The organism is Gammaproteobacteria bacterium (assembly GCA_029881255.1).
Lineage (GTDB): Bacteria > Pseudomonadota > Gammaproteobacteria > S012-40 > S012-40 > JAOUMY01.
In genome coordinates this window covers 1-20,122 of the sequence record JAOUMY010000015.1, presented here as the reverse complement: position 1 = coordinate 20,122, position 20,122 = coordinate 1, and the positions used below count along the sequence as shown (strand labels likewise).

Below are 20,122 nucleotides of genomic sequence, written 5' to 3'. Positions count from 1 at the left end.
TTGATTAATTAAATCAGCTTTCGTAAATCAGATTTTTGAAACACACTTTTGTAGGGGGGAGTGTGCTAGAAAACTATTTTCCTATATTACTGTTCATCCTGTTGGGTGCTGTCTTCGGCGGTGCACCGTTGGTGCTTAGCGTTGTCGCGGCTACTCAAAAACCGGACCCGGCCAAGCTGTCGCAGTACGAGTGTGGCTTCGAAGCATTCGAAGACTCTCGTATGAAATTCGACGTACGCTATTACCTGGTTGCCATTCTATTCATCATCTTCGATCTCGAGATCGCGTTTCTCTTCCCGTGGGCCGTCGTGCTTGAAGAAATAGGCTGGTTTGGTTTTATCGGCATGGTGGTATTCCTTGGGATACTCGTCATAGGGTTTATATATGAGTGGAAGAAGGGGGCCCTGGAGTGGGAATAGAAGGCGTTCTTAAAGAAGGCGTGATCACGACTTCCGCTGATGCATTGATCAACTGGGGACGCACAGGCGCATTGTGGCCAATGACGTTTGGTCTTGCTTGTTGTGCGGTCGAAATGATGCACATTGTTGCGCCGCGTTATGACGTTGCCCGTTTTGGCTGGGAGGCTTTTCGTCCCAGTCCTCGCCAGGCGGACGTGATGATTGTTGCGGGTACGCTGTGTAACAAGATGGCGCCAGCACTACGCAAAGTTTACGATCAGATGGCTGAACCACGTTGGGTAATATCCATGGGTTCCTGCGCTAACGGTGGCGGTTATTATCACTATTCCTATTCTGTTGTACGCGGTTGTGATCGAATTGTTCCAGTTGACATATATATCCCAGGTTGTCCACCTACCGCCGAGGCATTGCTTTACGGCATGCTGGCACTGAAAAATAAGATCATTCGTACTAACACCATCGCTCGCCAAGCATAGATCCAGAGTTCTTGTTATGGATAAACTAATACAAAATCTCAATAAACGATTAGGTTCAGCGATAACGTCATGCACGGTAGCGCTTGATGAAATTACGATTGAAGTTCAGAAGAACAGGTTGCTCGAAGTCTGTAAAACCTTGCGTGATGATGATGCGTTTCGATTTGAACAATTAATCGATTTATGTGGCATCGACTATCTGGGTTATGGCGATACTGAATGGAGTACGGAAAAGGCGACTGAAAAAGGTTTTAGCCGTGGTCGTATCAAAGATAAAAATGCCCAGCATCTCTGGTCTAAACCGCGTTTTGGCGTGGTTTATCACCTGATCTCATATAAAAACAATCAGCGCCTTCGTGTTCGAGTGTTTGTCGACGAAGCAAATTTGTTTATTGATTCAGTCATCGGTATCTGGAATTGCGCCAACTGGTTTGAGCGCGAGGCCTTTGATATGTTCGGAATAGTTTTTGTCGGGCATCCAGATTTGCGACGCCTGCTGACAGACTATGGATTTATCGGGCATCCCTTGCGCAAAGATTTTCCGGTTTTCGGTCATGTTGAAATGCGCTATGACGAAGAAAAGAAACGCGTGGTATATGAACCGGTTGATATCGAACCGCGTGTTCTTGTTCCACGTGTCATTCGTGATGATTTTCGCTACATCGAAAAAGAAAGCGCAGAGGCCTAATCATGAGTGAAATCAAAAATTACACCATTAATTTTGGTCCTCAGCATCCGTCTGCGCACGGTGTTTTGCGTCTGGTATTAGAGCTGGACGGTGAGGTTATCGAGCGTGCTGATCCGCATATCGGTCTTTTGCATCGTGGCACAGAGAAGCTGGCAGAAACAAAGCCGTTTAACCAAAGCATCGGTTACATGGATCGACTCGACTACGTATCCATGATGTGTAACGAACATGCCTACGTATTAGCGGTTGAGAAGATGCTCGGTATTGAAGCGCCAGTTCGCGCTCAATACATCCGTGTCATGTTCGATGAGATCACACGAATACTGAATCATCTGATGCAGCTAGGTGCACAGGCGCTGGATATCGGTGCGATGACCGTGTTCTTCTTGTGTTTCCGCGATCGTGAAGACTTGTTCGACGCCTACGAAGCCGTGTCTGGCGCACGTATGCATGCGAGCTATTATCGTCCAGGCGGTGTCTATCGCGATCTTCCCGATAGCATGCCCCAATATCAGCAGTCCAAGTGGACAACTTCTCGTGACCTGGTGCACAAGAACGCCAATCGTCAGGGTGGTTTGCTGGATTTTATCGATGATTTCACTCGCCGTTTCCCAAAACACATTGACGAATATGAGACTTTATTGACCGACAATCGTATCTGGAAACAGAGAACGGTTGGTATCGGTGTAGTCACGCCTGAGCGTGCCTTACAACTGGGTTTTACCGGCCCGATGTTGCGCGGTTCCGGTATCGAATGGGATTTGCGTAAGAAACAACCTTATGCGGCCTATGACAAAGTGGATTTTGATATTCCTGTTGGCGTAGAAGGCGATACCTATGATCGCTATCTGGTGCGCGTGGAAGAGATGCGTCAATCGATTCGCATTATTAATCAATGCATCGAGTGGTTGCGTCGCAATCCGGGCCCAGTGATGTTAGATGATCATAAAGTCACGCCACCGACGCGCGAACAAATGAAGGGTGACATGGAAGCCTTGATTCACCACTTCAAATTATTTTCTGAAGGCTATTGTGTGCCTGCAGGCGAAGTTTACTCTGCAGTGGAACATCCAAAAGGTGAATTCGGCATCTATATGGTCTCTGATGGAGCGAACAAGCCGTATCGTATGAAGATACGCGCACCAGGTTTCGCGCATCTGGCGTCGGTAGATGAAATGTCCCGCGGTCACATGCTTGCGGACCTCGTCGCCATCCTTGGTACACAGGATATCGTATTTGGTGAGGTCGACCGCTAATGAGTAGTTCCAAATTACATTTGTTAAGTGATTCGGTTCGCGCTGAGATTGATGTGTGGATTGCGAAATATCCTGCGGAACAAAAACAATCAGCGACGATGGCGGCTTTACGTATTGCGCAAGAGAATAATGAAGGTTATCTCACCAATGATTTAATGGACGCGATTGCCGAGTATCTGGTACAGCCGGCGATTTCTGTTTATGAAGTAGCGACGTTCTATTCCATGTATGAATTGAAGCCTGTCGGCAAGACCAAGATCTGCGTGTGCACCAATGTGTCGTGCATGCTGCGGGGCTCGGACGAGATAGTAGCCAAGCTGAAAAGTCGTTTAGGTATAGGCCTCGGCGAAATGCGTAACGACGGAAGGTATTCAATAAAGGAAGTGGAATGTCTGGGTGCCTGTGGTGGCGCGCCGATGTTTCAGATTGATAAAACCTATTATGAAAATCTCACTCCTGAAAAGGTTGATGAGATTCTGGACGCGCTTGAGCAGTCCGCATCCTAATAGACGCAGAGGTCAGGAATGGTTAACGAGGTTTGTTTTAGCACCTTACATGAAGAAAAGCCCTGGACGATAGAAACCTATCAAAAGCACCGGGGTTATGAGGCATGGAAGAAGATTCTGCAGGAAAAGACTTCGCCTGAGGATATTATAGCCGAGGTGAAGGCATCTGCTCTGCGTGGTCGTGGCGGTGCGGGTTTTCCTACGGGTTTGAAGTGGAGTTTCATGCCGCGCAACACCCCTGGGCAAAAGTATATTGTCTGCAACTCGGATGAAGGTGAGCCAGGAACATTCAAAGACCGCGACATTTTGCGATATAACCCGCATGCATTAGTTGAAGGCATGGCGATCGCTGGCTACACCATAGGCGCGACGAAAGGTTACAACTATATCCGTGGCGAATTCTGGGAACCGTATGAACGGTTTCAGGCCGCGATTGAAGATGCTCGCGCTGCAGGTTTGTTGGGCAAGAACATCATGGGTTCGGGTATCGATTTCGACCTTGAAGTACATCTCGGTGCGGGTGCGTATATTTGTGGTGAAGAAACCGCATTACTCGAATCTATCGAAGGTAAAAAAGGGCAGCCGCGTTTCAAGCCACCTTTTCCAGCAAGTTTTGGTCTATACGGCCGACCGACGACTATTAATAATACGGAAACATTGTCTTCCATTCCGTCGATTTTACGCAATGGCGGAAAGTGGTTTCTTGATCTCGGCAAACCGAACAACGGCGGTACCAAATTATTTTCTGTTTCTGGCCATGTGAACAAACCGGGTAATTACGAAATTTCCATGGGCACGCCGTTCGCTGAGTTACTGGAAATGGCGGGTGGCGTGTGGAAGGGCCGTAAGCTCAAGGCTGTCATTCCAGGCGGATCATCTACACCGGTGCTTCCGGGAAGTAAGATGATGGACGTAACCATGGATTACGATTCGATTGGCAAAGCCGGTTCGATGCTTGGTGCTGGTTCAGTCATTATCATGGATGACTCGACCTGCATGGTGAAGACACTGGCGCGTATTTCACATTTCTATTTCGAAGAATCTTGTGGCCAATGTACGCCGTGTCGCGAAGGAACCGGTTGGCTTTCGCGCGTAGTACATCGCATTGAACACGGTCACGGGCGTCCGGAAGATCTCGATCTTCTCGATGATGTGGCGGCCAAAATTGAAGGACATACGATTTGTGCTCTAGGCGACGCAGCGGCAATGCCTGTGGCAAGTTTTATCAAACACTTCCGCGATGAATTCCAATATCACATCGATCACAAGAAGTGCATGGTGTAGAGAAAAGCGATATGGTCAAGATAGAAGTAGACGGTAAGGAAATTCAGGCAAGAGACGGCGCGATGGTCATCGAGGCCGCCGATGATGCCGGTGTCTATATTCCACGCTTTTGTTATCACAAAAAGCTTTCAGTAGCGGCCAATTGTCGCATGTGTCTCGTGGAAGTGGACAAGGCGCGTAAGCCATTACCGGCATGTGCGACGCCGGTGACTGATGGTATGAAAGTATTTACCCGTTCACGCATTGCCTTGATGGCGCAAAAAGGCGTGATGGAGTTTTTATTAATCAATCACCCACTGGATTGCCCGATCTGTGACCAGGGCGGTGAGTGTGAATTGCAAGACGTTGCCATGGGTTATGGTGGCGATGTATCAAGATTCTCTGAACGCAAGCGTGTCGTCGCGGAAAAATATATCGGTCCACTCATCGCAACCGATATGACGCGCTGTATTCACTGTACGCGATGTGTGCGTTTTGGTAGCGAAATTGCCGGCATTAAAGAGCTTGGCGCAACCGGTCGTGGTGAACACATGCAGATCGGTACCTATGTTGAAGCGACTGTCGATTCAGAGTTATCGGGCAATATGATAGATCTGTGCCCGGTCGGTGCTTTGACCTCGAGACCATTTCGTTACACCGCCCGTTCCTGGGAAATGCAGCAGAATCGTTCAATCGCGCCACATGACTGTTTGGGCTCTAATATCAACGCGCATGTGCGTCGTGGCGAGATCATGCGTGTCGTGCCACTAGACAACGAACAGATAAACGAAACCTGGATATCTGACCGAGATCGCTTTGCTTACGAAGGTCTGTATCACGATGACCGAGTCGGTTCGCCGATGATTAAGGACAACGGCGGTTGGAAGACAGTTAGCTGGGAAACTGCCTTGAATTATGCGGTGGAAGGCTTGAAGTCGGTGGTAAGTCAGGGTGCGGATAAAATGGGCTTTCTTGCTGCGGCCAATGCCACGCTCGAAGAACATTATTTATTCCAAAAGCTGGCGAGGGGTTTGGGCGTCAGTAATATCGATCATCGTCTGCAACAGCGTGACTTTGCTGACCAGGACTGCGATCCCATGACAACAAGTCTGGGACAGTCAATCGAGAATCTGGAAAATATCGGTGCTGCGCTCATCGTCGGCGCTAATATACGCAAAGACCAGCCTTTGCTTTCGCACCGAATTCGCAAAGCGGCGCTTAACAATCAAGCCCGAGTTAGTTTTATCAATGCCGTAGACTATGAAGTTCGCTTTCCTGTCGCCGAGAGCGCGCTTGTACCACCATCGGAATTTGTTCGTGAATTAGCTGCCGTAGCCAAAGCGGTTCAAGCGCAAACGAAAATGCCTGCTATGGAAGGGCTTGATGGTTTGTTAAAAGGTGTTGAATCCAATGCCACACATCAGGCGATGGCGAAGGATCTGGTCCAAAACAATAATGCGACAGTATTGTTGGGAATGCAGGCTATGCAACATCCCGAATACAACAAGCTGCGCATGCTTGCGTTTGCCATTGCGCAAATGAGCGAGAGCAAGCTGGGTTTTCTCAATCATTCAGCTAATAGTGTGGGTGCATCAGCCGCTGGCGTGTTACCGCATCGCGAAGCGGGAAATAAATCCGCAGCGAAAACAGGATTGAATGCTTCGACGATGCTCGAAAGCAAACTAGACGCCTATGTGCTACTCAATATTGAACCGGAATACGACTGCATCGACGGGCAAAAGGCTATGCAGGCGATGAGCAAGGCGGGTTTCGTTATCAGTCTGACGCCGTATAAGACGGCGACGATTGAACAATATGCGGATGTTATATTGCCAATTTCAACTTATGCTGAAACAGCGGGAACATTTGTAAACGCGGCAGGTACTGTACAATCTTTTGAGGGAATGACTTCGCCACACATGGAGGCTCGTCCCGCCTGGAAAGTTTTACGTGTACTCGGCAATATGTGCGAGCTCCAGGGATTTGATTACATGGATATCGAAGAAGTTCGCGGGGACGTCAGCAAAAGTGTTGGCGACATACGCGTTGATAACCATTTAACCTGGCGTTGTCCACCTGATCTTGGTGCTGAGGTGAAAGGCATACAACGAGTTGTTGAAATGCCTATTTATAATGTAGATTCTATTGTTAGGCGCGCAGATGCCTTGCAGAAAACAGAAGATGCATCTGTTGCAGCCGTATTCATGAACGAACAGACTGCGCAACAACTGGCAGTAGAAGAAGGTAAGAACGTTGATGTTCAACAGGGTGATCGAAGCGCACGTCTAAAGGTCGTCATCGATAATCGTGTTGCGCAGTCCTGTGTACGTATTGCTACAGCAACAACTAAAACACTGCCGCTAGGTGGTTCGCTTGATCCAGTTACCTTGATCAAGTCATAACAAACAAAATCGCTTTTGAGAGAATTGTGAGAACGTTGCATGGTTGACTTAATACAAGGTCTGTTTTCAGGTTTGCCTGATCCGCTGCCAACCTTGGTATGGACGGTTATCAAGATCGTCGCCATCGTGTTGCCGATTATGATCGGATGTGCATACGTCATACTGGCAGAAAGAAAAATACTGGGTTACGCGCAGGTACGTCTTGGTCCAAACCGTGTTGGACCATGGGGGCTGTTACAGCCGATAGCCGATGGTATTAAGCTGATACTCAAGGAAACCATCGTTCCCACCAATGCAAACCGTTTTATGTTTTTGGTGGCGCCGGTATTGTCTTTCACGCCGATTATTGCGGCCTTCGCCGTCATACCGTTTGATAAGGATATGCTGCTCGCGGATATCGATGCGGGGCTGTTATATATTCTGGCGATCACGTCTATGTCGGTATACGGCATTATTCTTTCCGGTTGGTCTTCAAATTCAAAGTATGCATTCCTGGGCACGCTACGTTCGTCTGCACAGGTGGTCTCCTACGAAATTGCCATGGGATTCGCGCTGGTGGTTGTGTTGATGGCCGGTGGCAGTCTTAATCTGGTCGATATCGTCGAGGCGCAATCCGGTGGTTTCTGGACTTGGTTCTGGATTCCATTGTTTCCCATGTTTGTTATCTATTTCATCGCAGGTGTTGCCGAAACGAATCGTCCGCCTTTTGATATGGCAGAAGGTGAATCAGAAATCGTCGCGGGATTCTTTGTGGAATATTCGGGAATCATGTTTGGCGTGTTTATGCTGGCAGAAATTGCAGCCATGATACTGATCTCGCTGCTGACATCGTTGATGTTTCTTGGTGGATGGTTGTCACCATTCCAGGGCATGGGCATGCTGGAAGACCTCTTTGCCTGGGTACCGGGTATTATTTGGTTGCTAGCTAAGACGTCGATATTTTTATTTCTTTATATCTGGCTGCGTGCCACGTTTCCACGCTTCCGTTACGACCAGATCATGCGTCTGGGATGGAAGATTTTTATACCCATCACCATCGTCTGGATACTGGTCGTGGGTGTGATGATACTTGGTAAAGTTGGACCGTGGTTCGATTAGGAAAAGGACTGGAGTAACTCATGTCTGGTGTAGTCAACTACATTAAAAGTTTATTTTTGTGGGAATTGCTCAAGGGCATGAGCCTGACTGGGCGCTATATGTTTTCCCGCAAGATCACTGTCCGCTATCCCGAAGAAAAGACGCCGTTGTCTCCACGTTTTCGCGGTTTGCATGCCTTGCGTCGTTATCCCAACGGTGAAGAGCGTTGTATTGCGTGTAAATTGTGCGAAGCTGTTTGCCCGGCACTTGCGATAACCATCGACTCGGAAGAGCGCGCCGATGGGACGCGTCGTACGACGCGTTACGATATTGATTTGTTCAAATGTATTTTTTGCGGATTCTGTGAGGAATCCTGTCCCGTTGATTCTATAGTCGAGACACGTATATTCGAGTACCACTTCGAAAAGCGTGGCGAGAACATCATGACTAAGGAAAAATTATTAGCGGTAGGCGATAAACTAGAGGCGCAGATCGCTGCAGATCGTACAGCCGACGCACCTTACCGTTAGAACAGGAAAGCCAGATGAATATTGAGTTAGCCCTATTTTACTTGTTCGGCGCCATTCTGATCGCTGCGGGCATGATGGTTATAACCATTCGTAACCCCGTTAAGGCGGCGTTGTTTCTGGTACTGTCTTTTGTTGCAAGCGCAGGTTTGTGGATTCTACTGGAAGCGGAGTTTTTAGCTGTCACGCTGGTGCTGGTATATGTGGGCGCGGTCATGGTGTTGTTTATGTTCGTGGTCATGATGCTCGACATCAACCTTATACCACTACGTGAAGGGTTTACCCGTTATTTGCCCATCGGCGCGTTCGTCGCGATAGTCGTTGTAATCGAACTGGGTATGGTATTGGGCGGCGATCGATTTGGCTTGGAAAACATGCCTGATCCGGTGACGAAAGGTGCTGAATACAGTAACACCAAAGAATTGGGGCGCGTTCTTTATACGACATATGTCTATCCGTTTGAGTTGGCGGCGGTGATACTGGTAGTAGCGATTATTGCGGCGATAGCATTGACTATGCGCAAATCTCGCCAGACCAAATTCGTATCCGCAGATGTTCAGGTAGCTGTTAAGCGTAATGATCGTGTACGCATGGTGAGAATGCCTTCGGAGAAGAAGCGCGGTTCTGACCAGAGCAAGAAATAAAAAGTCGAGCTGAGGGAAAAATGATTCCACTGTCACATTTTTTGATATTGGGCGCGATACTGTTTTGTATCAGCGTGGCCGGTATATTTCTGAACAGAAAGAACGTCATTATCCTATTGATGGCTATTGAATTAATGTTGCTCGCCGTCAATCTCAATTTTGTTGCGTTTTCCCATTATCTTGGCGACACAGCTGGCCAGATTTTTGTGTTCTTTATACTCACTGTTGCAGCGGCGGAAGCAGCAATTGGTTTGGCGATACTGGTGGTGCTGTTTCGTAACCGACAAAGTATCAACGTCGACGATATTGGCTCATTGAAAGGCTAGGGGACGGACTATGGAAGGCATATTAATAGCGATCGTTCTCGCCCCTTTAATAGGTTCTATTATTGCTGGTTTGTTTGGCAAGCAAATCGGACGTGCCGGCGCACATTGGGCAACGATAGCTGGCGTGGCAATATCTTGTGTCTTGTCCATGTATGTGTTCAAAAACATCGTATGGGACGGCGGCGCAATTTTTAATCAGGCTGTGTACGTCTGGGGATTCACCGACGGTATCACCATAGAAGTCGGTTTTCTTGTCGATCGTCTAACAGCGATGATGATGGTGGTTGTGACCTTTGTTTCACTAATGGTGCATATCTATACCATTGGTTATATGCACGACGACCCTGGCTATCAACGTTTCTTTAGTTATATTTCCCTGTTCACCTTTTCGATGCTCATGCTGGTCATGGCCAACAACTTCATGCAGTTGTTCTTTGGCTGGGAAGCGGTAGGTTTGGTTTCGTACCTGTTGATCGGATTCTGGTTCAAGAAAGAGACGGCAATATACGCCAATCTAAAGGCTTTCCTGGTAAACCGCGTTGGCGACTTCGGATTTATTCTTGGTATTGCCATGGTGTTGATGTATTTCAACAGCCTTGATTACAACGATGTCTTCGCTGCTGCGCCACGCATGAATGAAGTTACCGTTCAGATACTTCCTGGTGTTGAGTGGTCGTTGATGTCGGTGATTTGTATTTTGCTATTCATCGGCGCCATGGGTAAATCGGCTCAGGTGCCGCTACATGTGTGGCTTCCCGATTCCATGGAAGGTCCAACACCGATTTCCGCATTGATCCACGCCGCCACCATGGTTACCGCCGGCGTGTTTATGGTGGCGCGTATGTCACCGCTATACGAGATGTCCGAGATGGCACTCAGTGTGGTATTGGTGATTGGTGCGATCACCGCCTTGTTCATGGGTTTCCTCGGGCTGGTACAAAACGATATCAAACGCGTGGTGGCCTATTCGACCCTGTCCCAGTTGGGTTACATGGTTGTGGCGCTTGGTGCATCGGCCTATGCGGCAGGTTTGTTCCATTTAATGACACACGCCTTCTTCAAGGCCTTGCTCTTCCTCGCTGCAGGTTCTGTCATTATCGCCATGCATCACGAGCAAGACATTCGCAAAATGGGTGGCTTGAAGAAGTACATGCCGATTACCTATTGGACATCACTCGTAGGTTCTTTGGCCTTGATTGGTTTTCCAGGGTTTGCAGGTTTCTTTTCGAAAGACGCGATTATCGAAGCGGTGCACGCGTCGACGATACCTGGCGCAGGATTCGCCTATGTCGCGGTACTACTAGGTGTGTTCATTACCGCTTTATATAGCTTTCGGATGTTCTTCCTGGTCTTCCACGGGAAGGAACGCATGGATGAGCACACACGTTCACATCTACACGAGAGTCCCAAGGTTGTCACCATTCCGCTGATACTGTTGGCAATCCCATCAGTGATGATAGGTTTTGTGGCGATTGGCCCGATGTTGTTTGGTGATTATTTTGGTTCTTCGCTGGTGGTGTTTGAACAGCGTAATGTATTAGCTAAGATCGACTTTAACGGTCCTGTCGGATTTATTTTGCATGGCATGATGAGCCCTGCTTTTGTTCTGGCAATGCTCGGTTTATTTACCGCATGGTTCATTTACATGAAGCGTCCGGATATCGCCGCGACAGCGAAACAGAAATTTGCTTTTGTGCATCGCATATTTGATAACGCTTACGGTTTTGATTCATTCAATGAAAAAGTTTTTGCAGGCGGCAGTCGCGGTATTGGTCGTTTGCTATGGCAAGTTGGTGACGCGCGTCTGATTGACGGCATGATGGTTAATGGCACGGCAAAAAGTGTTGGCTGGATTTCAAGCGTAGTACGCAATATCCAATCCGGTTATTTGTATCACTACGCATTCGCCATGTTTTTTGGCCTGGCAGCATTGTTAACGTGGGTTTACGTGGTCTAGGGCCCGCAAGGAAAGGACACGACTGAATGTTTTCTGATTTACCATTACTCAGTATCGTAATCTGGCTACCGATATTTGGCGGTATGCTGGTACTGGCCACGGGGTCGGACAAAAGTGCAGGTATCACGCGTGGCCTGTCACTTTTAGTTTCGTTATTAACGTTTGTCTTGTCTATCCCACTGTTCACGGGTTTCAATATCACGACTGCAGAGATGCAGTTTGTTGAAAAAGTTTCGTGGATCAGCAGTTTCAATGTGTTTTATCACCTCGGCGTGGATGGTATTTCCATGCCGCTAATTGTACTCACGACGTTCACTACTGTTCTGGTCATCATTTCAGCCTGGGAAGTTATCCAGTATAAAACCGCTCAGTACATGGCAGCCTTTCTTATCATGGAAGGTATGATGGTTGGCGTTTTTGCTGCCTTGGATTCGGTGCTTTTCTATGTATTCTGGGAAGCGATGTTGATACCGATGTTCCTGGTTATCGGTATGTGGGGTGGAGTACGTCGCGTCTACGCCACTATTAAATTCTTTTTATATACCTTTCTCGGATCGGTGTTCATGTTAGTGGCGCTGATCTATATGTATGTTCAGTCTGGCAGCTTTGGCATACTCGATTTTCATGACCTCAAACTGGGCATGAACGAGCAGATACTTATCTTCCTGGCCTTCCTGATTGCTTTCGCAGTTAAGGTGCCCATGTGGCCAGTACATACCTGGTTGCCGGATGCACACGTTGAAGCGCCAACAGGTGGTTCGGTGATACTGGCGGCGATCATGTTGAAAATGGGTGCCTACGGTTTTCTGCGTTTCAGTTTGCCGATCACGCCTGCGGCGAGTAATGAACTCGACTGGCTCATGATTACGCTGTCTTTGATAGCAGTCGTTTATATCGGTTTTGTCGCCCTGGTTCAGCAGGATATGAAGAAGCTTATCGCTTACTCGTCAATCTCGCATATGGGATTTGTTACGCTCGGTTTCTTTATTCCATTCATGATTTACGAAACCAATAATGGCACCATGCAGGGTGCGGCCATGGGTATCGAAGGTGCGATGGTACAAATGATTTCTCATGGTTTTGTATCAGGCGCATTGTTCCTGTGTGTCGGCGTACTGTATGACCGAATGCACAGCCGTGACATTTCTGCCTATGGCGGTGTAACAAATACGATGCCGGCCTTTGCCGCCTTCGCGGTGTTGTTTGCCATGGCCAATGCAGGCCTTCCAGGTACTTCTGCCTTCGTTGGCGAATTCATGGTTATTTTGGCGTCTGTAAAAGCAAATTTCTGGATTGCCTTCCTGGCAGCAACGACCCTGATTATCGGTGCGGCCTATACGCTATGGATGGTCAAGCGCGTATTCTTTGGTGAAGTCGCCAATGACAATGTCGCCAAACTGAAAGATATTAACTTACGCGAGTGGATATTCCTTGGAACACTCGCCGCATTTACCTTGTTGATTGGTGTGTGGCCAAATCCATTGCTGGAGGTTATGCACGCCAGTGTGGATAATTTACTGGTTCATATCACTGATCCAAAACTACCGTAAGAGATTTGTACATGAGTGTTGCGTTAACCGAATTTGTACCACTATTGCCTGAGATCTTTTTGCTCAGCATGGCGTGTATCATCCTGCTGCTCGATGTCTATCTTGGCGAGGATATGCGCGCTATTGTTTACGCGCTGTCGATTTTGTCCCTGATTGGGGCGGGAGTAATTAGTTTTCAGCTAATGCCAGATGCGCCCGAAATTGTATTGTCCGGGACATTTATCAGTGATCAGATGGGCGTTATGCTCAAGATGTTTATTTATCTTTTGACGATAGGCACGCTCATCTATTCACGCCAATACCTGATGGATCGAAATTTGTTCAAAGGCGAATTTCTGGTACTGGCATTGTTCGGTGTACTGGGTATGAATGTGATGGTCTCTGCCCACAACATGATTTCTTTATATCTTGGCCTGGAGCTTTTATCACTGTCTCTGTATGCCATGGTCGCCTTGCAGCGTGACTCGGCGCGAGCGACTGAAGCAGCAATGAAATATTTCATACTTGGAGCATTAGCCTCCGGTTTGCTGCTGTACGGAATGTCAATGCTATATGGTGCGTCAGGCACTCTGGACATTAGCAAGCTGGGTCAGCACGTCGCTGCTTCCACAGAAAAGGATATGGTGTTACTGCTCGGACTGGTGTTCACTGTTGTAGGTCTGGCCTTTAAGCTAGGTGCTGTGCCATTTCATATGTGGGTGCCCGATGTCTATCATGGCGCACCAACCGCCGTAACACTCTATATCGGTACAGCGCCGAAGCTTGCTGGTTTCGCGATGGTGATGCGTATGCTGGTCGAAGGAATGGGCGGTCTGCACGGCCAGTGGGATGATTTACTGATGATATTGGCAGTGCTGTCACTCGTCATTGGTAATGTGGTCGCGATTGCGCAAACCAATATCAAACGCATGCTGGCGTATTCGACGATAGCGCATATGGGATTCTTATTTCTAGGCGTGCTGTCAAGCAGTAAGGACGGTTATAGCGCCGCCATGTTTTACACGATTGCCTATGGTTTGATGGGCCTGGGCGGTTTTGGAATGATATTGCTGTTGAGCCGCAAGGGGTTTGAGGCGGAAGAGCTGGAAGACTTCAAGGGTCTTAATGAGCGCAGCCCCTGGTTTGCTCTGATTATGTTGATTTTGATGTTTTCCATGGCTGGCGTGCCGCCGACTCTCGGTTTTTACGCCAAATTGGCTGTGTTACAGGCAGTTGTTGATGCAGGGCATGTATGGTTAGCGATTGTCGCAGTGATATTTTCCATCGTTGGCGCATTCTATTATCTACGGGTCATCAAACTGATGTACTTTGATAAGGCCACGGATCATGAGCCCATACGTGCTGGGGTGGATATGCGGGCGGCAATTAGTGTAAATGGTCTTGCAGTACTGCTACTTGGAATATTCCCAGGTGCATTGATTACGGCATGTACCAATATTTTTTCCTGATGTGTTACTGGGGCACGCGCTGTCGTGTCCCTGATCAATTCCTGTAGTTTCATAGCTTATCTGTCGATAGAAAGGTAATTCGACACAGAGAAGTGTATGAGTAGTAATCCAGGCGAAATTTTAATCGAAATCACTGAGATGCTTAAGTCCGGAGAACAGATGCTCCCCGGGCTGCCGGATATTGCCCTGAGGGTACGCAAGGCTATTGCCAAGGAAAATGCGGATATCATGGTGATTAGTAAGATTATTCAGAGTGATATCCCATTGACTGCCAGGTTGATTCAAATCGCCAATAGTCCTATGTATCGCGGGGTTAAACCTGTCGACGATTGTCACAAAGCAATTACCCGCCTGGGTTTAGATGTTACTAAAAACCTGGTAACCAGCTTCGCCTTGCGTCGCGCGTTTACGGCCCGAAGCGCGCCCACGCGCAAGCGAGTCGAGCAACTTTGGAAGCACAGCGTCCAGGTCGCTTCGATTGCGTTTATATTGGCCCGTATTACCCCTAAGCTACATCCCGATCACGCCATGCTGGCGGCATTAATCCATGATGTAGGTGTCCTACCGCTATTGGGGTATCTTGAACGCCGTGCCGATCTTCTCAAAGATCCTGAGGCGATATTTCGTATGGAGCGGGAGCTAAGAGTCGCCTTGGGTAAATTGGTATTGTCCAACTGGCGTTTTGATACGGAATTTGTCGACGTGATTGAGGCAGCAGAGGATTGGTATCGAGATCCTGTGGAAACCCCAGACTACGGTGACGTAGTTCTTGTATCGCAAATCCATGCGGCCTTTGGCAAACCAGAGGCAGAGGAGTTGCCGTCATTGGAAGAGTTGCCGGCGATGGGGAAATTTCCTGTGTTTAAGCTAGGCCCAGGCGCAAGCATGGAATTACTGGCGGAAGCTAAAGACGAGATGAAAGAACTCCAGCACCTGCTGGCGAACTAATCTCGCTTAATATCTACCACCACTCTTGCTGATGTAATTGGCCAATTGCTGACTTTCCATATTCATCTTCATCAGATTTTTATGCGTAATACGAAAGATGGCGCGCATCACCTTGTAGACAACTCTCGGATGCGAGTCGAGTAAGGTTTCGAATTTGTCTGGCACCATGGAGTAGACAACGCTGTCTACCGTCGCTTTCAACGTTGCCTTGCGTGAATTTCTATCTACGAACGCGCGGGTTCCTGAGCATTCTCCCGGTACCATGGTGTAGACAGTCTTATCCTCACCCTCGACTTCACTAATGACGTCCAACTTGCCTTCTACCAATAGATACAGAGCAGTATTTTTGTCGCCACGGGATGCGAGTGTTTCTCCTTTTTTGAGCGAAACAGCTGACATCACGCCTGCCAACACCTTGCACTCATCCAGCTCCAGTTCCTGGCCCAGTGAAGAATTACTGATACGTTGACAATCGGGGACAAGACTCATAATTCATTCCTCTTCGTTGTTGTTACAGCCCTGTGACAAGAAAACCTTAGCATGGTTCGCGCCGGATTAACCGAACTTGTGGCACGTACTATACAAATGCAAAATTGTTGAGGCAAGTGAATATGTTATGAATGAAGTACCTGAATTGATCTGGTTTTTCGATGAGGCTGAATATTGAGAATTGGCGATCTATCCTGGCATTGAATTTGATGGTTGCAGCATTGCTGCGACGAACATAGACAGGGAAAGAAAGCCAATGACTGAAGCGCTTAACACAGAATATCGAATAGGACTCAGTTCGAAATTAAGAGGCTGTCTAACGATTGTTGTGATGTGTTTGGCTTTATCTGCCTGCAAATTTACACCCATCGTAGCGAATGAATGGGCAGGAGACGAACTGCCGGATCTTGGAAACACGAGTACGGTTGGCGTCGAAGATCCCTATGATTATATCAATCTATTACGCACTAACGCCGGGATGATTGAAGTGACGCAAAATTCATTTCTCGTCGCGTCAGCGGTTAATCATGCCGAATATCTCAGTCTTAACAACGGCATTATCCAGCATGAGGAAACGCTGGGTATGCCTGGGTATACAGGGGTTCATGCTGGAGATCGAGCAGTGAGCGTTGGCTACAGCACGTATAACGTGGGCGAGGGGATAGCCAATTCGCGCACACAAACAGGCGCAATGGACAATCTGATGTCTGCGATTTATCACCGCTTCACTTTGTTTAATGTGACGTACGACGAAATCGGCATCCACTATGTTTCGCCACAAGCCACCTCCCTGGACATTTTGGTTCACAACATGGGAAATAGCCGAGTGAATCAGGTTTGCCAAACGGAGTCAGCCATAAGTAGTGGTAGTTATTATCCTGATATCTGTTCTCCTAAGTTTAATATTTCGGCGACGGTTGTTGATGGTGCGGTTAATGAAATCGCTCAACTAAATCCAGAAATGATCGTCTGGCCGCAGCAAAACGCAGTAGACATTCCTCCAGCATTTTACGAAGAAACGCCTGATCCTTTGCCAAATCATTCTGTATCTGGCAATCCCATTTCTGTGCAATTCAATCCTGCTAAAGTGCAGAACGCCAGTATCACCGCTTTTCACCTATATGACGAATCCACTTATTCATACGTGCTTAGTACTCACCTTATGGACGCGACAAACGATCCAAACGGGAATTTTAGCGAGTTGGATTTTGCCTTATTTCCACTGGAACGACTGGAATGGGGAAGACGTTATCGTGTAGAGCTGGAATACCAACAGGACGGTGTTGAGAAGAGTGTTATGTGGAGATTCACAACACGCGTACTCGATGGGCCAGTTTATCGTTTAACGAGTAAACAAAACGATGTCACGATTTCCAAAAGTGGTAAAAGCTTCATTTACTTCGTTCCGAAAGACGGCACAGACATCATGTCACAATTCGATACCGCACATCTTTCCAACATTGATGTCACCGTAGATTATGTCGACTACAACACCTTAAGTATCGATGTTCTTGGAAATGCAGGCGACGAGATCACGGTGGTCTTGAATGGTAGTCGAACTATTAATGTGACACTACAGTGATATTTTTAAATGTGTCTGTCCCTATCCGTCTTGAATAGGGTATTAATTGTCGCGAACTAACGACAAATAGACGATATCTTCTTGAGTTTGATAAAAAAGTAGCGGAAAGAAACGGCAAAAACCATAGTTTAATCAGTAAATTAAATAATAAACCTAATTATATTGATGTATTGTAGGCATCAAAAGCCTGAAAAGCTAATAATATTAATGAATTAACTTGACATCTTAATCTGTCCCGCGGTCCAATCCCCACCGCAAAACTAACGTCAGTTCCGAAAGTTCACGTTTTCGGTATCCGCGTTTGGTGTTGCAACTCGCAGAGGAAAAATTTTGCGCGTTATTTTGTTTTAAAAAAAAGGGGATTTTTTATATGAAAGTAGGAAAGCTGTTCAGGAGATCGATATTAGCATCCGCAGTAGCGACAGCTGCAGTAACTGTTACTCCAGCATTCGCAGCGGATGAAAACTATGATGGCGATCTAAAAAAGATCTACATTATGCATACCGGTGATTTGCACGGTGATTTGGATACACATCCAAACGCGCGTGATGATGCGACAGGCGTATTGGAAGGTGGATTGGCGCGTGCGGCGACAGTCATTAAGAAACTGAAAAAAGACCACGCAGGCAAGATTGTCTGGGGTCATACCGGTGATACCATCCAGGGTAGTGCAATTGCCACTTATACTCAGGGTAAGGCTCTTGTCGACGTATGGGATGCGCTCGCTCCCGATGTATTCGCAACAGGTAACTGGGAATACGTGTATGGTCTGTACCGTTATCAGCAGTTGTTTGGCGCAGAAGGCGATATTCGACCTATCGCTCCAACAGAATACAGCTCAATGTTCATGAAGCCGATGGATCCTAGTGGTCAGGTATATCAGGGTTTCAACGCTAAAAATGCGATCATGAGCGACCAAAATGGTGAAAAACGCCGCTGGCGTACCATTGCGGCTAATGCCTACTACAATGGTGAAAACCCAGGCCCAGGTGTAAATACCAAAGCGGCTGGTGAATATTTTACCGATCCGTACTATGTGCAAAATGTTAACGGCATTCGCGTGGGCTTCCTCGGTTGTACCACGAACCGTGGTCCACAAGTGGTAAGTAGTAATGTCACCAAGGGTGTTACATTCACCAACTGTATGGGTGATGTGAAATTCCCACAAAATAAGCCGATTCAGTGGACATCGGATGATCACCCAAATCGCAACAAAGCGAAAGAAGTGAGCGTTACGAATCCAGCGGGCGCTGAAGTTGCTCCGTGGGGAAGTACTGTTGGCTATCAAACCGTTCCAGAAATCGTGAAATTCACGGAAATTCTGCGTGCAGCAAAAGATAGCGACACCAAGTACATCAACTCTCAAACTGGCGCGCCTTACAAGGGTGAAGGCGTCGACCTGGTGGTATTGATGTCAGAAGCCGGTATCCCTGAAAGCGTGTGGAATGCTGAACACGCAGTGATGCCTGAAGGTGTTCGCTTTCCTGAAGTGGTACTGTCCTCCGATACGCACGAGCGTACACGTCAACCTGTGGTTGTTACCAACAAAGATGGTAACAAGACGGTTGTCGTCGAAGAAGGTGAGGACGGAATGCAGGTTGGCTTGATCGAGCTAGAGTTCGCGAATGGCAAACTGGCTGGTTGGGATTGGACACGTTACGACATCGATGAAACTGTTGCACCAGACGCCGAAATTGCGGATCTGATCGAAGATGCGAAAGCACCGTTCATGAGCGCGGTTGCGGGTGGTGATTGGACAGAAGGCGATGAGTTCGTGAATCCTTTCAACGGTTATACGCTGACCAAGCCACTGGATTTCCAGATGGCCTCTACGCAGATCGTGTTGGAACGTAATCGTTTCTCTTACGAGCATGAGAAGGACAACCTGAAGATGCCAGCAGACATCGAAGGTACCTTGCATGATGTATACACGGATGCATTCCGCGCGTTGACTAATGCAGATGTTGGTGCACTGCGTGGTTTCCGTTACAACAACACCATTATGCCTGGTCCTGTGACTATCGATGACGTTTACCACAGCTTGACTATCGGTGCGATGGTTGCCAGTGGTGAAATTCCGTCTTCTCCAGAAGCGGAAGCGGCCGATGTCGATGGCGACGGCAAAGGTTGTTTCATCGGTTCTGTTGAAGTTAACCACAAGAAGAACGACTGTCATTACATGGCATGGCCACGCAGCCTGGTACAGGAAATGGAATTGTCTGGTAATGGTACACAGCAGTCGAATGTTCCTGGCTGGAGCGGTGGTTGGTTCTTCAACTACAGTGGTGTGAACTTCGATCTTGATGTATACAAGCCAAACTTTAACAAGTACGGTAAAGGTCTGCGTTCACGTGTTACCAATGTGAAACTGGTCAATCCGAAGACGGGTGAAGCGATCACTGACGGTTCAGTTGGCAGCTTGCCACCGATGGTTTCTTATGCATCGTACTACTATGACGCTGACTGGAACCGCATCAACCGTAACCAGGTAACCAGTGCTGACAAGTGTGCCGCATGGCCAAGCCGCAGCTGCGCTGACGACAAGAACATGTTCATTCTTGCGA

General features: G+C 47.8%; 18 protein-coding genes. 17 read left to right on the top strand and 1 reads right to left on the bottom strand.

The features are described from left to right. The first annotated feature begins 62 nt into the window (after nucleotides 1–62). From OEZ43_19730 to OEZ43_19660, 15 genes are all read left to right on the top strand, one after another. A complete protein-coding gene (locus OEZ43_19730) occupies nucleotides 63–419 on the top strand; it encodes an NADH-quinone oxidoreductase subunit A (GenBank protein MDH5547815.1) in 357 nt (118 codons plus the stop codon). Beyond that, nucleotides 410–895: an NADH-quinone oxidoreductase subunit B gene (locus OEZ43_19725; protein ID MDH5547814.1), complete on the top strand. Its 486-nt coding sequence runs from the start codon at nucleotides 410–412 to the stop codon at nucleotides 893–895. Before OEZ43_19730 ends, OEZ43_19725 begins: the two co-directional genes overlap by 10 nt. A 16-nt stretch (nucleotides 896–911) precedes the next feature. Further along, nucleotides 912–1,583 carry an NADH-quinone oxidoreductase subunit C gene (locus OEZ43_19720; protein MDH5547813.1) on the top strand — a complete coding sequence of 224 codons (672 nt, stop codon included), beginning with the start codon at nucleotides 912–914 and terminating at the stop codon, nucleotides 1,581–1,583. Between the two features lie 2 nt (nucleotides 1,584–1,585). Next, on the top strand, nucleotides 1,586–2,839 hold the full coding sequence (locus tag OEZ43_19715; GenBank protein MDH5547812.1) for an NADH-quinone oxidoreductase subunit D: 1,254 nt from the start codon (nucleotides 1,586–1,588) through the stop codon (nucleotides 2,837–2,839). Then, the gene (locus OEZ43_19710; protein ID MDH5547811.1) at nucleotides 2,839–3,345 is read left to right on the top strand and encodes an NAD(P)H-dependent oxidoreductase subunit E; all 507 of its coding nucleotides are present in this window, start codon (nucleotides 2,839–2,841) and stop codon (nucleotides 3,343–3,345) included. Before OEZ43_19715 ends, OEZ43_19710 begins: the two co-directional genes overlap by 1 nt. Nucleotides 3,346–3,363: 18 nt before the next feature. Next, complete coding sequence (gene nuoF / locus OEZ43_19705; protein ID MDH5547810.1) at nucleotides 3,364–4,629, top strand: NADH-quinone oxidoreductase subunit NuoF; 1,266 nt, start codon at nucleotides 3,364–3,366, stop codon at nucleotides 4,627–4,629. Between the two features lie 11 nt (nucleotides 4,630–4,640). After that, a complete protein-coding gene (gene nuoG / locus OEZ43_19700) occupies nucleotides 4,641–7,010 on the top strand; it encodes an NADH-quinone oxidoreductase subunit NuoG (GenBank protein ID MDH5547809.1) in 2,370 nt (789 codons plus the stop codon). 39 nt (nucleotides 7,011–7,049) lie between these two features. Further along, entirely contained in the window at nucleotides 7,050–8,108 is a 1,059-nt protein-coding gene (gene nuoH, locus OEZ43_19695; protein MDH5547808.1) for an NADH-quinone oxidoreductase subunit NuoH, read from the top strand. A gap of 20 nt (nucleotides 8,109–8,128) precedes the next feature. After that, a complete protein-coding gene (gene nuoI / locus OEZ43_19690) occupies nucleotides 8,129–8,617 on the top strand; it encodes an NADH-quinone oxidoreductase subunit NuoI (protein MDH5547807.1) in 489 nt (162 codons plus the stop codon). A 14-nt stretch (nucleotides 8,618–8,631) separates the two neighbouring features. Then, nucleotides 8,632–9,258 carry an NADH-quinone oxidoreductase subunit J gene (locus tag OEZ43_19685; GenBank protein ID MDH5547806.1) on the top strand — a complete coding sequence of 209 codons (627 nt, stop codon included), beginning with the start codon at nucleotides 8,632–8,634 and terminating at the stop codon, nucleotides 9,256–9,258. Between the two features lie 20 nt (nucleotides 9,259–9,278). After that, complete coding sequence (nuoK, locus tag OEZ43_19680; GenBank protein MDH5547805.1) at nucleotides 9,279–9,584, top strand: NADH-quinone oxidoreductase subunit NuoK; 306 nt, start codon at nucleotides 9,279–9,281, stop codon at nucleotides 9,582–9,584. 10 nt (nucleotides 9,585–9,594) lie between these two features. Then, nucleotides 9,595–11,541, top strand: coding sequence for an NADH-quinone oxidoreductase subunit L (gene nuoL, locus OEZ43_19675; protein MDH5547804.1), 1,947 nt, complete (start codon nucleotides 9,595–9,597; stop codon nucleotides 11,539–11,541). Between the two features lie 26 nt (nucleotides 11,542–11,567). Further along, nucleotides 11,568–13,091, top strand: coding sequence for an NADH-quinone oxidoreductase subunit M (locus OEZ43_19670; GenBank protein ID MDH5547803.1), 1,524 nt, complete (start codon nucleotides 11,568–11,570; stop codon nucleotides 13,089–13,091). Nucleotides 13,092–13,102: 11 nt separating this feature from the next. Then, on the top strand, nucleotides 13,103–14,539 hold the full coding sequence (nuoN, locus tag OEZ43_19665; GenBank protein ID MDH5547802.1) for an NADH-quinone oxidoreductase subunit NuoN: 1,437 nt from the start codon (nucleotides 13,103–13,105) through the stop codon (nucleotides 14,537–14,539). A gap of 96 nt (nucleotides 14,540–14,635) precedes the next feature. Further along, complete coding sequence (locus OEZ43_19660; protein MDH5547801.1) at nucleotides 14,636–15,487, top strand: HDOD domain-containing protein; 852 nt, start codon at nucleotides 14,636–14,638, stop codon at nucleotides 15,485–15,487. 6 nt (nucleotides 15,488–15,493) lie between these two features. Here the strand turns inward: OEZ43_19660 and OEZ43_19655 are convergent, their stop codons facing one another. Continuing rightward, complete coding sequence (locus OEZ43_19655; GenBank protein ID MDH5547800.1) at nucleotides 15,494–15,976, bottom strand: cyclic nucleotide-binding domain-containing protein; 483 nt, start codon at nucleotides 15,974–15,976, stop codon at nucleotides 15,494–15,496. 256 nt (nucleotides 15,977–16,232) lie between these two features. On the opposite strand from OEZ43_19655, the gene OEZ43_19650 reads away from it, so the two are divergent. Continuing rightward, nucleotides 16,233–17,558 (top strand): CAP domain-containing protein, encoded by a 1,326-nt coding sequence (locus OEZ43_19650; protein MDH5547799.1) that lies wholly within the window; start codon nucleotides 16,233–16,235, stop codon nucleotides 17,556–17,558. Between the two features lie 370 nt (nucleotides 17,559–17,928). Further along, nucleotides 17,929–20,122, top strand: a 2,194-nt coding sequence (locus OEZ43_19645) for a bifunctional metallophosphatase/5'-nucleotidase (GenBank protein ID MDH5547798.1), incomplete at its 3' end; no start/stop codon positions are given.

Bases quoted from the DNA above. Each gene is read 5' to 3' on its own strand.
- OEZ43_19720 (MDH5547813.1), top strand. From the start codon at position 912: ATGGATAAACTAATACAAAATCTCAATAAACGATTAGGTTCAGCGATA.
- nuoI (MDH5547807.1), top strand. From the start codon at position 8,129: ATGTCTGGTGTAGTCAACTACATTAAAAGTTTATTTTTGTGGGAATTG.
- OEZ43_19685 (MDH5547806.1), top strand. From the start codon at position 8,632: ATGAATATTGAGTTAGCCCTATTTTACTTGTTCGGCGCCATTCTGATC.
- OEZ43_19715 (MDH5547812.1), top strand. From the start codon at position 1,586: ATGAGTGAAATCAAAAATTACACCATTAATTTTGGTCCTCAGCATCCG.
- nuoK (MDH5547805.1), top strand. From the start codon at position 9,279: ATGATTCCACTGTCACATTTTTTGATATTGGGCGCGATACTGTTTTGT.
- OEZ43_19655 (MDH5547800.1), bottom strand. From the start codon at position 15,976: ATGAGTCTTGTCCCCGATTGTCAACGTATCAGTAATTCTTCACTGGGC.
- nuoN (MDH5547802.1), top strand. From the start codon at position 13,103: ATGAGTGTTGCGTTAACCGAATTTGTACCACTATTGCCTGAGATCTTT.
- OEZ43_19710 (MDH5547811.1), top strand. From the start codon at position 2,839: ATGAGTAGTTCCAAATTACATTTGTTAAGTGATTCGGTTCGCGCTGAG.
- nuoH (MDH5547808.1), top strand. From the start codon at position 7,050: ATGGTTGACTTAATACAAGGTCTGTTTTCAGGTTTGCCTGATCCGCTG.
- nuoL (MDH5547804.1), top strand. From the start codon at position 9,595: ATGGAAGGCATATTAATAGCGATCGTTCTCGCCCCTTTAATAGGTTCT.
- OEZ43_19660 (MDH5547801.1), top strand. From the start codon at position 14,636: ATGAGTAGTAATCCAGGCGAAATTTTAATCGAAATCACTGAGATGCTT.
- nuoG (MDH5547809.1), top strand. From the start codon at position 4,641: ATGGTCAAGATAGAAGTAGACGGTAAGGAAATTCAGGCAAGAGACGGC.
- OEZ43_19670 (MDH5547803.1), top strand. From the start codon at position 11,568: ATGTTTTCTGATTTACCATTACTCAGTATCGTAATCTGGCTACCGATA.
- nuoF (MDH5547810.1), top strand. From the start codon at position 3,364: ATGGTTAACGAGGTTTGTTTTAGCACCTTACATGAAGAAAAGCCCTGG.
- OEZ43_19650 (MDH5547799.1), top strand. From the start codon at position 16,233: ATGACTGAAGCGCTTAACACAGAATATCGAATAGGACTCAGTTCGAAA.